This is a genomic window from Achromobacter sp. 10T422, from assembly GCF_056394065.1.
The window spans coordinates 463,234-478,952 of sequence record NZ_JBFTHD010000002.1; the positions used below are offsets into that span (position 1 = coordinate 463,234).

At 63.5% G+C, this 15,719-nt stretch carries 16 protein-coding genes and 1 pseudogene; 13 read left to right on the forward strand and 4 right to left on the reverse strand.

Going from position 1 to position 15,719, the window contains the following annotated elements; genetic code table 11:
* Positions 1–36: 36 nt before the first annotated feature.
* The 4 genes and pseudogenes from cysD (at position 37) to AC1DB0_RS06230 (ending at position 4,650) form a co-directional block, all read left to right on the forward strand.
* Positions 37–945 carry a sulfate adenylyltransferase subunit CysD gene (gene cysD, locus AC1DB0_RS06215; RefSeq protein WP_054423693.1) on the forward strand — a complete coding sequence of 303 codons (909 nt, stop codon included), beginning with the start codon at positions 37–39 and terminating at the stop codon, positions 943–945.
* A 41-nt stretch (positions 946–986) separates the two neighbouring features.
* Complete coding sequence (locus tag AC1DB0_RS06220; RefSeq protein WP_342066462.1) at positions 987–2,285, forward strand: sulfate adenylyltransferase subunit 1; 1,299 nt, start codon at positions 987–989, stop codon at positions 2,283–2,285.
* Positions 2,286–2,497: 212 nt separating this feature from the next.
* Positions 2,498–3,787 (forward strand): annotated as a pseudogene (locus AC1DB0_RS06225) (PA0069 family radical SAM protein); the annotation flags it as partial.
* A 374-nt stretch (positions 3,788–4,161) separates the two neighbouring features.
* A complete protein-coding gene (locus AC1DB0_RS06230) occupies positions 4,162–4,650 on the forward strand; it encodes a hypothetical protein (RefSeq protein WP_054423689.1) in 489 nt (162 codons plus the stop codon).
* A 14-nt stretch (positions 4,651–4,664) separates the two neighbouring features.
* Here AC1DB0_RS06230 and AC1DB0_RS06235 read toward each other — a convergent pair whose 3' ends face one another.
* Complete coding sequence (locus AC1DB0_RS06235) at positions 4,665–5,537, reverse strand: DMT family transporter (RefSeq protein ID WP_342066464.1); 873 nt, start codon at positions 5,535–5,537, stop codon at positions 4,665–4,667.
* 209 nt (positions 5,538–5,746) lie between these two features.
* On the opposite strand from AC1DB0_RS06235, the gene rplS reads away from it, so the two are divergent.
* Positions 5,747–6,127: a 50S ribosomal protein L19 gene (gene rplS, locus AC1DB0_RS06240; RefSeq protein WP_054423686.1), complete on the forward strand. Its 381-nt coding sequence runs from the start codon at positions 5,747–5,749 to the stop codon at positions 6,125–6,127.
* Positions 6,128–6,250: 123 nt separating this feature from the next.
* Complete coding sequence (locus AC1DB0_RS06245; RefSeq protein ID WP_054423683.1) at positions 6,251–6,982, forward strand: CoA pyrophosphatase; 732 nt, start codon at positions 6,251–6,253, stop codon at positions 6,980–6,982.
* A gap of 185 nt (positions 6,983–7,167) precedes the next feature.
* On the opposite strand, the gene rsgA is transcribed toward AC1DB0_RS06245, so the two are convergent.
* Both rsgA and AC1DB0_RS06255 read right to left on the reverse strand, forming a co-directional pair.
* Entirely contained in the window at positions 7,168–8,130 is a 963-nt protein-coding gene (gene rsgA, locus AC1DB0_RS06250) for a ribosome small subunit-dependent GTPase A (protein WP_254600527.1), read from the reverse strand.
* Positions 8,127–9,377, reverse strand: a complete 1,251-nt coding sequence (locus AC1DB0_RS06255; protein WP_054423682.1) for a M48 family metallopeptidase — start codon at positions 9,375–9,377, stop codon at positions 8,127–8,129. The genes rsgA and AC1DB0_RS06255 overlap by 4 nt, the downstream gene beginning before the upstream one ends.
* A gap of 61 nt (positions 9,378–9,438) precedes the next feature.
* Between AC1DB0_RS06255 and orn the strand changes: the two genes are divergently transcribed.
* Positions 9,439–9,984, forward strand: coding sequence for an oligoribonuclease (orn, locus tag AC1DB0_RS06260; protein WP_054423681.1), 546 nt, complete (start codon positions 9,439–9,441; stop codon positions 9,982–9,984).
* A 147-nt stretch (positions 9,985–10,131) separates the two neighbouring features.
* Entirely contained in the window at positions 10,132–10,758 is a 627-nt protein-coding gene (locus AC1DB0_RS06265) for an NAD(P)H-hydrate epimerase (RefSeq protein ID WP_427946617.1), read from the forward strand.
* A gap of 88 nt (positions 10,759–10,846) precedes the next feature.
* Here AC1DB0_RS06265 and paaX read toward each other — a convergent pair whose 3' ends face one another.
* Positions 10,847–11,779 (reverse strand): phenylacetic acid degradation operon negative regulatory protein PaaX, encoded by a 933-nt coding sequence (gene paaX / locus AC1DB0_RS06270; RefSeq protein WP_346552341.1) that lies wholly within the window; start codon positions 11,777–11,779, stop codon positions 10,847–10,849.
* A 172-nt stretch (positions 11,780–11,951) separates the two neighbouring features.
* Between paaX and paaA the strand changes: the two genes are divergently transcribed.
* From paaA to paaE, 5 genes are all read left to right on the forward strand, one after another.
* Complete coding sequence (gene paaA, locus AC1DB0_RS06275; RefSeq protein WP_054423676.1) at positions 11,952–12,941, forward strand: 1,2-phenylacetyl-CoA epoxidase subunit PaaA; 990 nt, start codon at positions 11,952–11,954, stop codon at positions 12,939–12,941.
* 109 nt (positions 12,942–13,050) lie between these two features.
* Entirely contained in the window at positions 13,051–13,335 is a 285-nt protein-coding gene (paaB, locus tag AC1DB0_RS06280) for a 1,2-phenylacetyl-CoA epoxidase subunit PaaB (protein WP_050447891.1), read from the forward strand.
* Positions 13,336–13,350: 15 nt separating this feature from the next.
* The gene (gene paaC, locus AC1DB0_RS06285) at positions 13,351–14,115 is read left to right on the forward strand and encodes a 1,2-phenylacetyl-CoA epoxidase subunit PaaC (RefSeq protein WP_175169684.1); all 765 of its coding nucleotides are present in this window, start codon (positions 13,351–13,353) and stop codon (positions 14,113–14,115) included.
* Positions 14,112–14,618: a 1,2-phenylacetyl-CoA epoxidase subunit PaaD gene (gene paaD, locus AC1DB0_RS06290; protein WP_054424656.1), complete on the forward strand. Its 507-nt coding sequence runs from the start codon at positions 14,112–14,114 to the stop codon at positions 14,616–14,618. Before paaC ends, paaD begins: the two co-directional genes overlap by 4 nt.
* A gap of 13 nt (positions 14,619–14,631) precedes the next feature.
* Positions 14,632–15,717, forward strand: a complete 1,086-nt coding sequence (gene paaE, locus AC1DB0_RS06295) for a 1,2-phenylacetyl-CoA epoxidase subunit PaaE (RefSeq protein ID WP_175169685.1) — start codon at positions 14,632–14,634, stop codon at positions 15,715–15,717.
* Positions 15,718–15,719 lie beyond the last annotated feature (2 nt).

Sequence of the window (15,719 nt, forward strand, 5' to 3'; positions counted from 1 at the left end):
GTCCATGAATTCGAAATCTGTTTTAGGGGAATACCTATGTCTGCTGTGATCCAACGCAGCCACCTGGATTGGCTGGAATCGGAAGCGATATTCATCCTGCGCGAGGTGGCCGCTGAAAGCGAAAAGCCCGTGCTGCTGTTCTCGGGTGGTAAAGATTCCGTGGTGCTGCTGCGCCTGGCTGAAAAGGCCTTTCGCCCGGGACGCTTTCCGTTCCCGCTCATGCACATCGATACGGGTCACAACTTCGATGAAGTGATTGCGTTTCGCGACCAGCGCGCCGCCGAACTGGGCGAAACCCTGATCGTGCGCAGCGTGGAAGATTCGATMAAGCGCGGCAGCGTGGTGCTGCGCCGCGAGACCGATTCGCGCAACGCGGCGCAAGCGGTCACCTTGCTTGAAGCGATCGAAGAATTTGGCTTTGACGCCTGCATTGGCGGCGCGCGTCGCGATGAGGAAAAGGCGCGCGCCAAGGAACGCATCTTTTCGTTCCGCGACGAATTCGGCCAATGGGACCCCAAGGCGCAGCGCCCGGAACTGTGGAACCTGTTCAACACCCGCGTGCATCGCGGCGAGAACATGCGCGTCTTCCCGATTTCGAACTGGACCGAACTGGACGTCTGGCAATACATCCAGCGCGAACAGCTGGCGCTGCCGTCGATCTACTACAGCCACGAGCGCGAGGTGGTGCGCCGCAAGGGCCTGCTGGTGCCGGTGACGCGTTTGACGCCGCCGCAAGAGGGCGAGCAGGTCGAGCGCCTGCCGGTGCGTTTCCGCACGGTGGGTGATATTTCCTGCACCTGCCCGGTGGCGTCTGACGCCGCCGACACCTACGCCATCATCGCCGAGACGGCGGTGACGGATATCACCGAGCGCGGCGCCACGCGCATGGACGACCAGACTTCCGAGGCCTCGATGGAGCGCCGCAAGAAGGAAGGCTATTTCTGAATGCACGATACGCCGGCTGCGGCCGGCGGCAGGGGACGCACATGAACGCACTGAATGATTCTTTCCTTTCCGGCGCCGGCACGGGCGTGCTGCGCCTGATCACGGCGGGTTCCGTCGACGACGGCAAGTCCACGCTGATCGGACGCTTGCTGTACGACAGCAAGGGCGTGTTCGCGGATCAGCTGGACGCGATCTCGCGCGCCAAACACAAACGGGTGGCGGGCGACGGCATTGATTTTTCGCTGCTGACCGACGGCCTGGAAGCCGAGCGCGAGCAGGGCATCACGATTGACGTGGCCTACCGCTACTTCTCGACGCCCGCGCGCAAATTCATCATCGCCGACGCACCGGGGCACGAGCAGTACACGCGCAACATGGTCACGGGCGCATCGACGGCGGACGTGGCCGTCATCCTCATCGACGCCACGCGCGCGGCCGACGGCAAGCTGTTGGCGCAAACCAAGCGTCACAGCACCATCGCGCGCTTGCTGGGCATCCGCCACATTGTGGTCGCGGTCAACAAGATGGATCTGGTTGATTGGGACCGCGCTGTGTTCGAACGCATCCGCGATGCGTATGCGGATCTGGCGGGCAAGCTGGGCATCGAACACTTCGATGCGCTGCCCTTGTCGGCGTTGAATGGTGACAACGTGGTCACGCTGTCGCCGAAGACGCCGTGGTACGAAGGCCAGCCATTGCTGGCGCTGCTGGAATCGCTGGACCTGGCCAGCGATGGCCGCGCGTTGCCGCTGCGCTTCCCGGTGCAATGGGTGGCGCGTCACGACGGAGACCGCAAGGAAGATTTCCGCGGTTATGCCGGGCGCGTGGCCAGCGGCGTGCTGCGTCCGGGCGATGCCATCACCGTGCAACCGTCGGGTGTCAGCGCAGTGGTGCGTGAAGTGCGAGTGTTTGATCGCGTGCTGGATGAAGCGGTGGCGGGTGATTCGGTCACGCTGGTGTTGGACCGTGATGTGGATGTGTCGCGCGGCGATGTCATCGTGCATACCGCCGCACCCGCGCAAGTCACGCGCGAGTTCGAAGCCGAGTTGTGCTGGCTCGATTCGCAAGCGTTGAACCCGGCGCGCAAGTATCTGTTGAAGTCGGGCACGCGGCTCACGTCGGCGAAGATTCGTGCGGTGTTGTCGCATCGTGACATCCATGAATTGCAGGAAGTGGAGAACACCGAGGGCACGTTGCGCATGAACGATATCGGACGCGTGACGTTCACCACGCGCGAGGCATTGGCGGTTGATCGTTATGCCGATGTGCCTGCCACCGGGGCCTTTATTTTGATCGACGAGGCCACGCACCAGACGGCTGCCGCAGGCATGTTGCGGTAAGTGGGGTTGGGGCCGGAAAACAACAAAACCCGGCCCGGATTTTTGGTGTTGTATTTCATCCAAACTCAATGCTGGTGCGGCTCTCCGGGCAATATCGCCTGATGAAATCGATTTGTTCAGACGGCGTCCGCGTCTTGCGGTAAAGTTGGGCTGTCTTACGAAAAGGCTTTTGGTGCTTGTCAAAACCACTGTGTTTTTGTACAGTAGTTTTTATGGCACGCACCGATCATTCTTTTCCCGCCGGTTCTGGGTCCCCGGCTGCCGCCCCCGCCGCCTTGCGCGGTCGGGGTGCGGTTACTAATGTTCGGCATCGCTTTCAGCGCGATGACCGCGTGCAGGTCGACGATGGCTGGTCCTCGTCAGGTCTGCCGGCGGATTTTGTTGAATCCGTCCCTGATAGTTTTTCGTCTGACCTCCCCTCCGAATTCTCCGATCAGGCTTCTGATGTGGCCGACGCGCGTTCTGGTTCGCGTTCAGGTTCGACGATCATCCCAATCCTGCCCGACACCCGCATTGCGCCGCCCCTCCCCAGGACCACCGTCACGGCGGAAGAAGCGCGCAAGATGCTGTCGCGCAACGATTCGCCCGATATCCCCTTTGATGTCGCCGTCAATCCCTACCGGGGTTGCGAGCACGGCTGCGTGTACTGCTACGCCCGTCCCACCCATTCCTACCTGGGCATGTCGCCCGGGCTCGACTTCGAAACCCGCCTGGTCGCCAAGGCCAATGCCGTGGAAGCGCTGCGCGCTGAGCTCGGGAAGCCGGGCTACAAGCCGTCGCCCATCAACATCGGATCGGCCACGGATGCTTACCAGCCGATTGAACGCGATTGGCGGCTGACCCGGGGCATGCTCGAGCTGATGCTGGAAACCCGGCATCCGCTCACCATCGTCACGAAGAATGCGCTGGTCGCCCGCGACCTTGATCTGTTGGCGGCATTGGCCGAACAGAAGCTGGTGGTGGTCTACATGAGCATCACCACGCTGGACGCCGGCATGGCCCGCACGCTGGAGCCGCGCGCCGCCGCGCCCTGGCGCCGCCTGGAGGCCGTGCGCAGCCTCACCGACGCCGGCGTGCCGGTGGGCGTGCTGGTGGCGCCGGTCATTCCGTTCATCAACGATGAGTCCATGGAACACATCCTCCAGGAATCCAAGGCGGCCGGCGCGCATTACGCCAGCTACACCGTCTTGCGCCTGCCCTGGGAGGTCAAGACCCTGTTCGAAGACTGGCTCAACACCCATTACCCCGACCGCGCCCAGCGCGTGTTGCACCGCATTGAAGACCTGCGCAATGGCCGCCGCAATGATCCCAACTTCGGTTCCCGCATGCGCGGTACCGGCATCTGGGCCGATTTGCTGCGCCAGCGTTTCGCCGTGGCAACGCGCAAGCTGGGGCTGAACCGCCAGCGTCTGGCGCTGGACTGCGATCGCTTCCAGCCGCCGCTGGCGCCTAACGCCACGGCGTCGCTGTTTTCCGCAGGCCAAGCCGGTCAGGTTGGCCAAGGTGGCCAAACGTCCCAAACGGCCCAAACGGCCCAAGCGGCCCAAGCGGCCCAAGCGGCCCAAGCGGCCCAAGCGGCCCAAGCGGCCCAAGCGGCCCAAGCGGCCCAAGCGGCCCAAGCTGGCCATGGCCAAGGTGCCGGTTTCGCCCAAGCCGCTGGCGCCTCCTCTACCGATTTCCTATCCCCGGTTGGCGCGCAAGCGTCTTCAGGGGTCCCTTTTTCCGATGGCCTGCCCGCACTGAGTGGCGCGGTTGGCCGCGGTGCGCGCCAGTTGCGCGCATTGGCGGCCGGGCAGTTGTCGTTGTTTGACTGATCGCGGCTTGCCGCCGCGTCGGCCGCTGCGGCGGCGTGGAATCGTTTCTCCAAGGAGTTCCTATGAACACCGCTGATATTTCCGTTTTGTCGGACGAGCTCGTCGTGTCGCTGAACCCGCTGCGTCGCGGCGCCTATCGCGCCCGCGCCGTGTGCGCCAAGCTGGCCGGTCTGGCCATGCCCTGGAACACGTCGGCAGACGCCGAGCCGCGTCAGCGCGTACGCTCAAGCACGCGGCCTGCACGCTGGCCTTTCCCGCCCGTGCCGGTGGAAGAGGGCGCGCTGTCAGGGCAAGCGGCCAACGTTTCCGTCGGCATGCCGATGCCGGTGGCTCGGCCCATGGCGGATACCGCTGGCTTGGTGGCTGCACCGGCTTCGCCCAGCCTGCCCGCCGCAACCGCTGTGCGCGAGCGCAGCCTGGGTAACGCCACGGTGGAACCCGTGACGTCTCAGGTCACCATGAAAGCCATGGTGCTGGATGTGGTGATGGTGTTGGCCTGGGGGGCGATCATCCCTGGCTTGATGTGGTTGGGCGCGGCCGCAGGGTTCTAAGGCCGGCCGGTTTTTCAGCTGGAGCCCAGCAGCACGACGCCGATCAGGATCGACACGCAACCGGCCAAGCGGCCCGGTCCGACCTTTTCGCGCAGCAGGAACATGCCGGCCAGGGTGCCCAACATCATGGACATCTCGCGGGCAGGGGCCACCAGACTCAGCGGTGCACCGTTGCGCAAGGCGTACAGCACCAGGATGTACCCCAACGGCGACAGCAGCCCAACCGCCAGCGCCAGATGCCAGTGTCCGCGCATGGACTCCCAGGCTTGAGCGCGCCGGCTCAGCATGTGAGGCGTCATCATGGTGGTGCGGGTGACACAGGTGAACCAGTCGAACAGCACGGGGCTGATCAGCAGCACCTTGACGCCATAGGCGTCCACCACGGTGTAGGCCGCAATGAACAGGCCGATCACGACGCCCCAGCGCACGCCCACCCAGGCCTGCGCCTGCTTGAAGATGGCCAGCCGCCCTTGGGTCGCGATCAGCAGCACGCCGATCACCACGCACAGCATGCCGACGATGCCGGTGCTGGTGGCGGGTTCGCCCAGCAGCAGAAAAGCGCCTGTGGTGGAAAGCAGGGGGCCGGTACCGCGAGCAATGGGATACACCACCGACAGATCCGCCACCTGATATCCGCGTTGCAGGCACAGGCTGTAGCCCAGATGCAACAGGCTGGAGGTCAGGATGGCGCCCACGATGGGCCAGGTCCAGGTCATGCCGTCGTGCAGCAACACCCAAATCACCCAGGGTGCATAGAGCACCGAGGCGCACAGGCCGTAGGCGAAGACGAAGGGAGCGCCCACCATGGCCGCGCGCTTGGCGAGCAGATTCCACGTTGCGTGGGCCATCGCCGCCAGGACGACCAATAACAGGGACGTATACGACATGAGGGAACAGCGTCAGATGACGTGTTTGTTACAGAAGCAGCAAGGGTACAGCAACGCCGCGGGAAGGTCGCCATTCTACCCGACGCCTAACGAAATTTTTGGTGTAGAATCATTGGTTTGCCAAATCTCATCCTCTGCTTGCGGCATCAGCAACAACATCGATCGGCAAAAGTTTTAGTCCGCAAAGACATGATGATCTAGGAGTTCTAATGAACCTTATCGCTATCCTGGAACAGGAAGAAATTGCCCGTCTGACCGGCGGTCAAGCCAAACCTGAATTTGCTCCTGGTGACACCGTCATCGTGAGCGTGAACGTCGTTGAAGGCACCCGCAAGCGCGTGCAGGCTTTCGAAGGCGTTGTCATCGCCAAGCGCAACCGCGGCCTGAACTCCGCGTTCACCGTGCGCAAGATTTCGTCGGGTGAAGCCGTGGAACGTACGTTCCAGCTGTACTCGCCGCAAATCGCCGGCATCGAAGTCAAGCGCCGCGGCGACGTGCGCCGCGCCAAGCTGTACTACCTGCGCAACCGCTCGGGCAAGTCGGCACGTATCAAGGAAAAGCTGGTCAGCAAGCAAGCCCCGGCGGCTTGATCGCTTATCGGCACACGGCCCTACCAGTGTCGGACGTTCGCGCCATTCAGCGTTTCCGTCCGGCACAGGTTTCCGGGTTAAAAAGGCACCTGCGAGGGTGCCTTTTTCTTTTTGCAAAGCCGTATGTCTGATTCCTCGTATTCCGCGCGGCCCCGACGGCCGCTCGTGCGTCCCGGCTTCGATCCGGCGACGCAACCGTGGGTAGTGGCCAACGATTCTCTGCCGGCCGTGCCTGCCAATCTGTTGACCCCGGATTCTTTGCGGGGCACGCTGACCCAGCCGTCCACCTGGACGCTGGAGCTTTCGCGCGACAACGATCTGCGCTATCCCGGACGCGAAGGCACGCCTGTGCCAGCCGCCGTGTTGATTCCGCTGGTCACGCGCGATAACGGCGTTCACATCATGCTGACGCAGCGCGCGGCGCACCTGCATGACCACGCGGGGCAGATCAGCTTTCCCGGCGGCCGCATTGAAATCAGTGACCCGACGCCTGTCGATGCCGCGCTACGCGAAGCTCAAGAAGAAACCGGTCTGCCCGCCAATTTTGTTGAAGTGCTGGGCAGCATGCCGCCGTACCTGACGGCGACGGGCTTTTCAATCATTCCGGTGGTGTCGTTGGTACGCCCCGGGTTTGACCTGGCGCCCGACGCGTTCGAAGTGGCCGAGGTGTTCGAGGTGCCGTTGTCCTTCTTGATGGACCCGGCCAACCATCGGTTGTACGAAGCGCGGCTGGATGATGGCCGCGTGCGCAACTATTACGGCATGCCTTACGGCAAGCATTTCATCTGGGGCGCCACCGCCGGGATGTTGCGCAACCTCTATCACCTGCTGCGTCACGGCCTGGCCCCGCGCTGAAACTGGCGCTGAAACTGGCGCTGAAACTGGCGCTGAAACTGGCGCTGAAACTGGCGCTGAAACCGGCGCTGAAACCGACGCTGAAACCGGCACGCATCAAGCGTGTCGGCTAAGGCCTTCGGGCTCAGGCGTAGTGTCCGGCGTACTGGCTCAGACGCGGGTGGCGCGGGCTGTGAAGCCCCGCGTCAATACCGCTGCTGCCCCGCCAGGTTCTCTTCCAGGATGCGCTGGTACAGCGCATACCGCAGCGGATTGATCTGCCCCGACTCCAATGCTGCCACGACACCGCAGCCCGGTTCTTGCCGGTGCGTGCAGTTATAGAAGCGGCATTGCTCAATCGGTTTGGTGAATTCCGGGAAGCCGCGAATGATGTCGTCGCGGGTCAGATGTTGCAGGCCGAACGCCTGGAATCCCGGGGAATCGATCAGATCGCCGCCCGGCTCGGGCAGGTGATACAGGCGCGTGCTGGTCGTGGTGTGCTTGCCCATGTCCAGCGCCGTCGAGTGCTCGCGGGTGGCCGCGCGCGCATCGGGAACCAGCGCGTTGAGCAGCGTCGATTTGCCCATGCCGCTTTGGCCCAGCAGCAGGTTGGTGCGGCCGGCCAAACGCGGGGCCAGCAGCGTGTGGACGTTGTCGGGTTCCAGCGCGCTGAGTTCAATGACGGGCACGCCCAAGGCGGCGATCGGCGCCAGACGCGCTCGCGCGGCGGGCAATTCGTCCACCAGGTCGGTCTTGTTCAACACGATCAGCGGCGAGATGCCAGCGCTCCAGGCGCCGGCCAGTGCGCGGCCAGTCAGGTCGTCTGAAAACGTCGGCTGCACGGCAATCACGATCAGCAGCTGGTCAACGTTCGAGGCGAACTGTTTGGACCGCATTTCGTCAGAGCGATACAGCAGATTGCTGCGCGGCAGGATGGCGTCGATAGCGCCTTCGTCCTTGCCTTGCGGCGCGATTTGCACGCGGTCGCCCACGGCGGCGCCGGCTTTCTTGCCGCGCGGGAAGCACTTGCGCACCGAGCCGTCGGCAAGCTCTACCGTGTAGTGGCGGCCGTGGGCCGCGATGATGCGGCCTTCCAGCAAGGTGCTTGCGGCCTGCGCGGCAGACGCTGCGCCAGCGGGCGCATTTTTGGTTTTGCGCGGGGCGCTCATGCGGCAGCCGCCATCAGGTGGCGGATGCGCTCGGCGGCGGGGGGATGGCTATCGTAGAAGGCGGAATGCACAGGGTCGGGAGTCAGCGTGGCGGCGTTGTCGTCGTAGAGTTTGACCAGGGCGGAAACCAGGCGTTCGGGCGAACTCTGTTCGGCCGCATAGCGGTCCGCTTCGAATTCGTCGCGGCGCGAGTACCAGCTGGCCAACGGCGTGAACATGAAAGTGAAAACAGGAATGACCAGGAAGAACAGCAGCAGCGCCATGGCGTCGTTGCGCCCGCCCAGTTGCGGCAGCACGCCCAGGTCCACGTAGAACCAGGGTTGCTGGGAGATCCAGCCCAGGATGGCGAAGAAAACCAGCGCGCCGCCAAAGCTGAAGATGACACGCTTGATGATGTGGCGCTTGGCGAAATGACCCAGTTCATGGGCCAGCACGGCTTCAATTTCATCGCCGTTCAAGCGGGCGAGCAGCGTGTCGAAGAACACGATGCGGCGCGAACGGCCAAAGCCCGTGAAGTAGGCGTTGCCATGCGCAGAGCGGCGCGAGCCGTCCATCACGAACAGGCCATTCAGCGCGAAGCCGCAACGTTGCGCCAGGCGCTGGATGCGGCCTGCCAGGTCGGGGTCGGACAGCGGCGTGAACTTGTTGAAGAGCGGCGCGATGAACATGGGGTAGACGACCAGCAGCACCAGGTTGAATACCGTCCACAGCGCCCACGCCCAGATCCACCAATAGGTGCCCGCGCTACCCATCAGCCACAACACGGCGGCTGCCAGCGGCAGGCCCAGCACCGCGGCCACGAGCAGGCCCTTGGCGGTGTCGGCAATGAACAGCTCGGGCGTCATCCGGTTGAAACCGAAGCGCGCCTCCAGCTTGAACTGCCTCCACAGCGTAAAGGGCAGCCCCAGCAGGCCCAGCAGCAGCGCCACCACCACCAGCAACAGCATCTGGCGCAGGAAGTCATTGCTGGTAAGCTGGCCCACCATCAGGTCGATGAATTGCAGCCCGCCCATCAAGGTCAGACACACTAGCAGGATCGCGTCATAGGTGCGTTCCAGCATGCCCAGCTTGACGCGGGCAACCGTGTAATCCGCCGCACGCTGATGACTGGTCAACCCGATACGGTGAGAGAATTCAGCAGGCACTTCATCGCGATGGCGTGCAACGTGCCGAATCTGGCGCGTTGCCAGCCACAGGCGCACGGCCATGTCGGCCAGCAGGAAAGCTACGAACAGCAGTGTGAACATGGGCGAAGCGGTGAGCTCAAGTAGGGATGTGCGAAAATCGCGTGTTTTATAGGCAAATTATATGGCTGTGAACGAAAATCGCCTGGTCTGGCTCGACATGGAAATGACGGGGCTGGAACCTGAGAAAGAACGCATCATCGAGGTGGCCGTCGTGGTGACGGAGCCCGATCTGACCGTGGTTGCCGAAGGCCCCGTGCTGGTGATTCACCAGCCCGACAGCCTGCTTGACGCCATGGACAACTGGAACAAGTCCACGCACGGCAAAAGCGGCCTGATCGACAAGGTCAAGGCGTCGACGGTGACCGAGGCGCAGGCAGAGGATACGCTGTTGGCGTTTCTTGCGCAGCATGTGCCGGCAGGTAAGTCGCCGCTGTGCGGTAACACCATCAGCCAGGACCGCCGCTTCATGTTTGCGTACATGCCGCGCCTGGAACAGTTCTTCCACTACCGCAACCTGGACGTCAGCACGCTGAAGGAATTGGCGCGCCGCTGGGCGCCGGCTGTCTACAAGGGTTTCGAAAAGAAGAGCCGCCACGAAGCGCTGGCCGATATTTACGAATCCATCGACGAACTCAAGTACTACCGCGAGCACTTCCTGAAAGTGTAAGAAATCGGGGGCGGCCTGAGGGCGTAAACGGGCCACGGCCCGCCCGCCTGCGGTCAGCCGCCAGCCGTCAGCGGCTAGTGGCTCGCCCCCCAGCTCGCAGCCCCCCAGCTCGCAGCCCCTCAGCCCCGGGCGCTAGCCGTCCCCGCCATGCCGTCCGACTTCGAGTCCTACTCTGTCACCCAAATCCGCCGCGCTGAGCAGCTTGCCCTGGCTGAAGGCCGGGAGTTGATGCCGCTTGCGGGCAAGGCGGCCGCCGAGTTCATCGCGGCCCGCTATCCCCATCCAATCTCCATCCTGGTCTTGGCCGGCCCCGGCAATAACGGGGGCGACGCGCTGACGGCAGCCAGCCTGCTGCGCGAGCGCGGGGATGAGGTTGTCGTCCTCTTGCCATCTGGCCCCGGCAAATTGCCGCCGGATGCCGCCGCCGCGTGGCAGGCTTGGTCTGATAAAAAAGGGCCGGTGCTGACGGAATTACCGGCTCATTCGGCGTTCGATGTGGTGATCGATGGCCTGTTTGGCATCGGGCTGAATCGGCCGTTGAGCGATTCGTGGCAGGCACTGGTGGACCAGGTGAATGCCTGGCGCTTGCCCGTGTTGGCGCTGGACGTGCCCAGCGGAATTGACGCCGACACCGGCGCGGCATTGGGCCGGCCGGTGCAAGCACGGTGGACGTTGTCGTTCATCGGTATGGCGCGCGGGCTGGACGTCCCTGGTGCGGGCCGCGATGCCGCGGGCGAGCGGTATGTGGACACGCTCGGAGTTGTGATCGCCTAGGGATTGCGTAGTGACTGCGTAGTGACTGCGTAGTGATTGCGTAGTGATCGCGACGGAAACCAGACCGCCTCCCGCGCTGTAGCCAGACTCAGTTGGCGGGCCGGCCGCCGAAGCGCGCATCCACGTCCGGTTTCAACGGCGCGTAGCGCTCGTTATCCTTTCCCGCCAGCACATCCAGATGCGTTTCCGACGCATCGAACACCTTCCAATAAATCCGCCCGCAAAGCTCGCGCGCCGCATGCCCTGGCCAGTTGTCGGGCAGCATGGGCCCCGGCAATTGGGGGTCATGCAGCACGATCCGGCGCCAGTTGTGCAGCAGCATGACGCGGATGATGAAGGCGTCAGCCGGCGCCGGCGTCTCTTCCAGCAGCTTTTCCAGCGGGCCGAAATTTCGCGAGAATTGCCGGTACTGCTCGGCCACGTCGTCCAGGTTCCAGCATTGCGAGGCCAGGCTGGCGATCGGCAGTCCGCCCGCGCCAGCCAGATCACGAGCCGACAGCACCAGCGCCCGGTCCGGAATGCCCAGCTTTTCCAGAATGTCGTGCGCAGCCCGCGCCTCGGTGTGCGGGTGGGCGAACAGCCCCGGCGCGATCATGCCGAAGCCTTCCCACACCAGCTCGCGGCGCAGCTCCGCACGTTCGGCCAGGCCATTGCCCGTGCGCGGCAACGCCACCAGCGTCCATTCGCCGTTCCAGTCTTGCGCCGCGCCTTCGTAGATGCGCTGCGAGGCATGAGCGGTGTGTCTCAGCCCTTGTTCGGAAATCTGGTACAGGCTGCGCCGCCCGTGCCGTTCTGATTGCAGCCAGTTCTGGGCAACCAGCCGGAAGACGCTCGTGCGCAGCAGGCGTTCATTGATGCCCAGCGGGGCCAGCAGTTCGATGAGATCGCCCAGCCAGATAGCGCCGCCGTGAGGCGCGAGCGCGTCTCCCAGCAAGCTGACGCAGAGCGATTTGGCGCGAGGCGGGTCGCTTTTCAACAACCGGGACAGGAAACGGTCCAAAGGCGACGTAGGGTTTGCCATAGGGTGGGCCGCAAGCGGCCGATATCAGGATCTGCAATATGATACATAAATCCAATGTGATACAGATTTGAGTTTGACAATGGTTTTTTTGTATTAAATAATCCGCCTATGACATGACGGCGCTGCGGAACGTTTGCTTTGCGTTTTCGCAAACCGTCTCAAGGAGACAAACATGTACGCTCAACTCGTCGAAACCGGCGTCAAGCAGGTCAAGACCGCGGACCAGCTTGAAGGCCGCGAACAGACGTTCCAGCGCCGCATTGACGACGGCGTGCGCATCGAAGCCAAAGACTGGATGCCGGATGCGTACCGCAAGACGCTGGTCCGCCAGATCTCGCAGCACGCGCATTCTGAAATTGTCGGGATGCTGCCGGAAGGCAACTGGATCACCCGCGCGCCGTCGCTCAAGCGCAAGGCCATTCTGTTGGCCAAGGTGCAAGACGAAGCCGGCCACGGGCTGTACCTGTACAGCGCCGCCGAGACGCTGGGCGTGTCGCGCGATGACCTGATCGACGACCTGCACGCTGGCCGCGCCAAGTACTCCAGCATCTTCAATTACCCCACGCTCAGCTGGGCCGACATCGGCATGATTGGCTGGCTGGTTGACGGCTCGGCCATCATCAACCAGATCCCCCTGTGCCGCTGTTCCTATGGCCCGTACGCGCGTGCCATGGTGCGCGTCTGTAAGGAAGAGTCCTTCCACCAGCGCCAGGGCTACGACCTGCTGATGCAGATGTGCCTGCACGGCACGCCCGAGCAAAAAGCCATGGTTCAAGATTCGCTGAACCGCTGGTGGTGGCCCGCTCTGATGATGTTCGGCCCCTCGGATGCCGATTCGCCCAACAGCGCGCAATCAATGGCCTGGAAGATCAAGCTCTTCTCCAACGACGAGCTGCGCCAGAAGATGGTGGACCAGACCGTGCCGCAGGCCGAATACCTGGGCCTGACCGTGCCGGACCCCGAACTCAAGTGGAACGCCGAACGCGGCCACTACGACTTCGGCGAAATCGACTGGAGCGAGTTCTACGCGGTGCTCAAGGGCAACGGCCCTTGCAACCGGGAACGCCTGGCCGCGCGCGTCAAGGCGCACGAGGACGGGGCCTGGGTGCGCGACGCGCTGGTCGCCTACGCGGACAAGAAGGCGCAGCGCAAGGCCGCTTGAAGCGAACCGGCCCACGCGCAACTGCGTTTCTCTTTTCCACCCGCGACATCACCTCATCATTGCCGTCCGGAGCGCGCCGCGCGCGCCCGGCATTTCAAGGATATTCATCATGAGCAAAGACTGGCCTTTGTGGGAAGTGTTCATCCGCAGCCAGCATGGCCTGGCGCATAAGCACGTCGGCAGCCTGCATGCCTCTGACGCCGAAATGGCGATCAACCACGCCCGCGACGTCTACACGCGCCGCAATGAAGGCCTGAGCATCTGGGTCGTGCGCGCCTCCGATATCTCGGCAAGCAGCCCCGGCGACAAGGAACCCCTGTTCGAACCGGCCAACAGCAAGGTTTATCGGCATCCCACGTTTTTCCCGATGCCTGACGAAATCAAGCACATGTAAGGCGGCGGGGGAGACATGGACAAGACTCTGTTTGAATATCTGCTGCGCCTGGGCGACTCGTCGCTCATCCTGTCGCAGCGGCTGGGCGCCTGGACGGGCCACGGCCCGATCCTCGAAGAAGACCTGGCGCTCACCAACACCGCGCTGGACTTGCTGGGCCAAGCCCGCATGTGGCTGACGCTTGCGGGCGAAGTCGAAGGCGCTGGCCGCGATGAAGACGCGCTGGCCTATCACCGCGACGCGCATCAGTTCCACAACGTGCTGCTGGTTGAACGCGACAACGGCAACTACGCCGACACCATGGCGCGCCAGTTCCTGTTCGACGTCTGGCACTACTTCCTGCTGCAACGGCTGGAGCAGTCCGCTGACGAACGCGTTTCCGCCATCGCCGCCAAGTCGATCAAGGAAGTGACGTATCACGTGCGCCGCTCATCCGACATGGTCGTGCGCCTGGGCGACGGCACCGATGAAAGCCACGCCAAGATGCAGGCCGCCATCGACGACGCCTGGCGCTTCACCGGCGAACTGTTCGCCGATGACGCCGTGGATCAGGACGTGGCCGCGCGTGGCATCGGCTGTGATCTGTCTGCCCTTCGCGAACCCTGGATCGCCCACGTGCGCGACGTGCTGGAAGAAGCCACGCTGACCGTGCCGGATGACGCTGCCGCCAACCATCTGGCCTATCGCGGCGGGCGCCAAGGCAGGCACACCGAAGCGCTGGGCTACGTGCTGGCCGAAATGCAGTACCTGCCGCGCGCCTATCCGGGAGCCACGTGGTGAACGCGCTGGCGCCCATTTCCGCCGACCAGGTCTACACCTGGCTGCAAGAGGTCCCCGATCCGGAGATCCCCGTGCTGTCCGTGGTGGATCTGGGCGTGGTGCGGGACGTGACCTGGGACGGCGGCACCTGTGTCGTCGTCATCACGCCCACGTACTCCGGCTGCCCGGCCATGCGCGAGATCACGCAAGACATCCAGCAGACGCTGGCGCGCCATGGCGTGGGCGAGGTTCGTGTCGACACCCGCCTGGCGCCCGCCTGGACGACCGACTGGATGAGCGAAAAGGGCCGTGAAGCGCTCAAGGGCTACGGCATCGCCGCGCCCGCTGAACGCGCCATCGACATCTCGGGCATCAGCCGCCGCGCCGCCGCCCCCGCCATTGCGTGCCCGCGCTGCGGTTCGCACGACACGCGGATGGTCAGCAACTTCGGGTCCACGTCATGCAAGGCGCTGTATCGCTGCGTGTCTTGCCGCGAACCCTTCGATTATTTCAAGACTCACTGAGAGCGGTTTCAAGATGAGCAACCAATTTCATTCCTTGAAGGTGGCCTCGGTGGCGCGCAACACGCGCGATGCCGTCGTCGTGACCTTCGATCTGCCCGACACGCTGGCGGACGAGTTTGCGTTTCTGCCGGGGCAGTACCTGACCCTGCGCACGCAGTTAAATGGCGAAGAGCTGCGCCGTTCGTATTCGATCTGTTCCGCCCCGCACGACAAGCTGCTGCGCGTGGCGATCAAGAAGGTCGACGAAGGCACGTTCTCAAGCTGGGCCAACCAGGAATTGCAGCCGGGCCAGACGCTGGAAGTGATGGCCCCGGCCGGCAACTTCACCGTGGATTTCTCGCCCGAGAACCAGCGCCATTACGTGGCCTTTGCGGTGGGCAGCGGCATCACCCCGGTGTTCTCGCTGGTGAAAACCGCGCTGTCCATCGAGCCGAACAGCAAGTTCACGCTGTTCTTCGGCAACCGCGCATCGTCGGCGGTGTTGTTTCGCGAAGAAATCGAAGACCTGAAGAACCAGTACATGGAGCGTTTTTCGCTGGTGTACGTCATGAGCCGCGAAACGCAGGACATCGAACTCTTCAACGGCCGCCTGGATGGTGACAAGGTTGACCAGTTGATGTCGGCATGGATGAGCCCCGAGGATATCGATTACGCTTTTGTCTGTGGCCCGCAGACCATGACGGAAAGCGTGGTCGAGCACCTGCAGGCGCGCGGCATTCCCAAGGCGAACATCAAGTTCGAGCTGTTCGGCGCCCCCAAGGGCCCGCGCGCGCTGCGCACCGGCCAAGACGCCCGCCAGGCGCCCGGCAAGGGGCAGTGCGAAGTCACCGTGGTGCAAGACGGCCACAGCCGTAAATTCGTGATTGATAAGAACAAAGACAGCGTGCTGGATTCGGCGCTGGCGCAAGGGATCGAACTGCCGTATTCGTGCAAGGGCGGGGTGTGTTCCACCTGCCGCTGCAAGGTGATCGAAGGAGAAGTCGACATGGATGCCAACTTCGCCTTGGAAGACTACGAAGTGGCGCGCGGTTTCGTCTTGAGCTGCCAGAGCTTCCCGGTCAGCGACCGCCTGGTCATCGACTTCGACCAGGAAACCTGACA

Coding starts and splice junctions, on each gene's coding strand:
- paaX (WP_346552341.1), bottom strand. CDS start 11,779: ATGGCAAACCCTACGTCGCCTTTGGACCGTTTCCTGTCCCGGTTGTTG.
- paaE (WP_175169685.1), top strand. CDS start 14,632: ATGAGCAACCAATTTCATTCCTTGAAGGTGGCCTCGGTGGCGCGCAAC.
- paaB (WP_050447891.1), top strand. CDS start 13,051: ATGAGCAAAGACTGGCCTTTGTGGGAAGTGTTCATCCGCAGCCAGCAT.
- paaC (WP_175169684.1), top strand. CDS start 13,351: ATGGACAAGACTCTGTTTGAATATCTGCTGCGCCTGGGCGACTCGTCG.
- AC1DB0_RS06230 (WP_054423689.1), top strand. CDS start 4,162: ATGAACACCGCTGATATTTCCGTTTTGTCGGACGAGCTCGTCGTGTCG.
- rsgA (WP_254600527.1), bottom strand. CDS start 8,130: ATGAGCGCCCCGCGCAAAACCAAAAATGCGCCCGCTGGCGCAGCGTCT.
- AC1DB0_RS06235 (WP_342066464.1), bottom strand. CDS start 5,537: ATGTCGTATACGTCCCTGTTATTGGTCGTCCTGGCGGCGATGGCCCAC.
- rplS (WP_054423686.1), top strand. CDS start 5,747: ATGAACCTTATCGCTATCCTGGAACAGGAAGAAATTGCCCGTCTGACC.
- AC1DB0_RS06255 (WP_054423682.1), bottom strand. CDS start 9,377: ATGTTCACACTGCTGTTCGTAGCTTTCCTGCTGGCCGACATGGCCGTG.
- paaA (WP_054423676.1), top strand. CDS start 11,952: ATGTACGCTCAACTCGTCGAAACCGGCGTCAAGCAGGTCAAGACCGCG.
- orn (WP_054423681.1), top strand. CDS start 9,439: ATGGCTGTGAACGAAAATCGCCTGGTCTGGCTCGACATGGAAATGACG.
- AC1DB0_RS06220 (WP_342066462.1), top strand. CDS start 987: ATGAACGCACTGAATGATTCTTTCCTTTCCGGCGCCGGCACGGGCGTG.
- AC1DB0_RS06245 (WP_054423683.1), top strand. CDS start 6,251: ATGTCTGATTCCTCGTATTCCGCGCGGCCCCGACGGCCGCTCGTGCGT.
- AC1DB0_RS06265 (WP_427946617.1), top strand. CDS start 10,132: ATGCCGTCCGACTTCGAGTCCTACTCTGTCACCCAAATCCGCCGCGCT.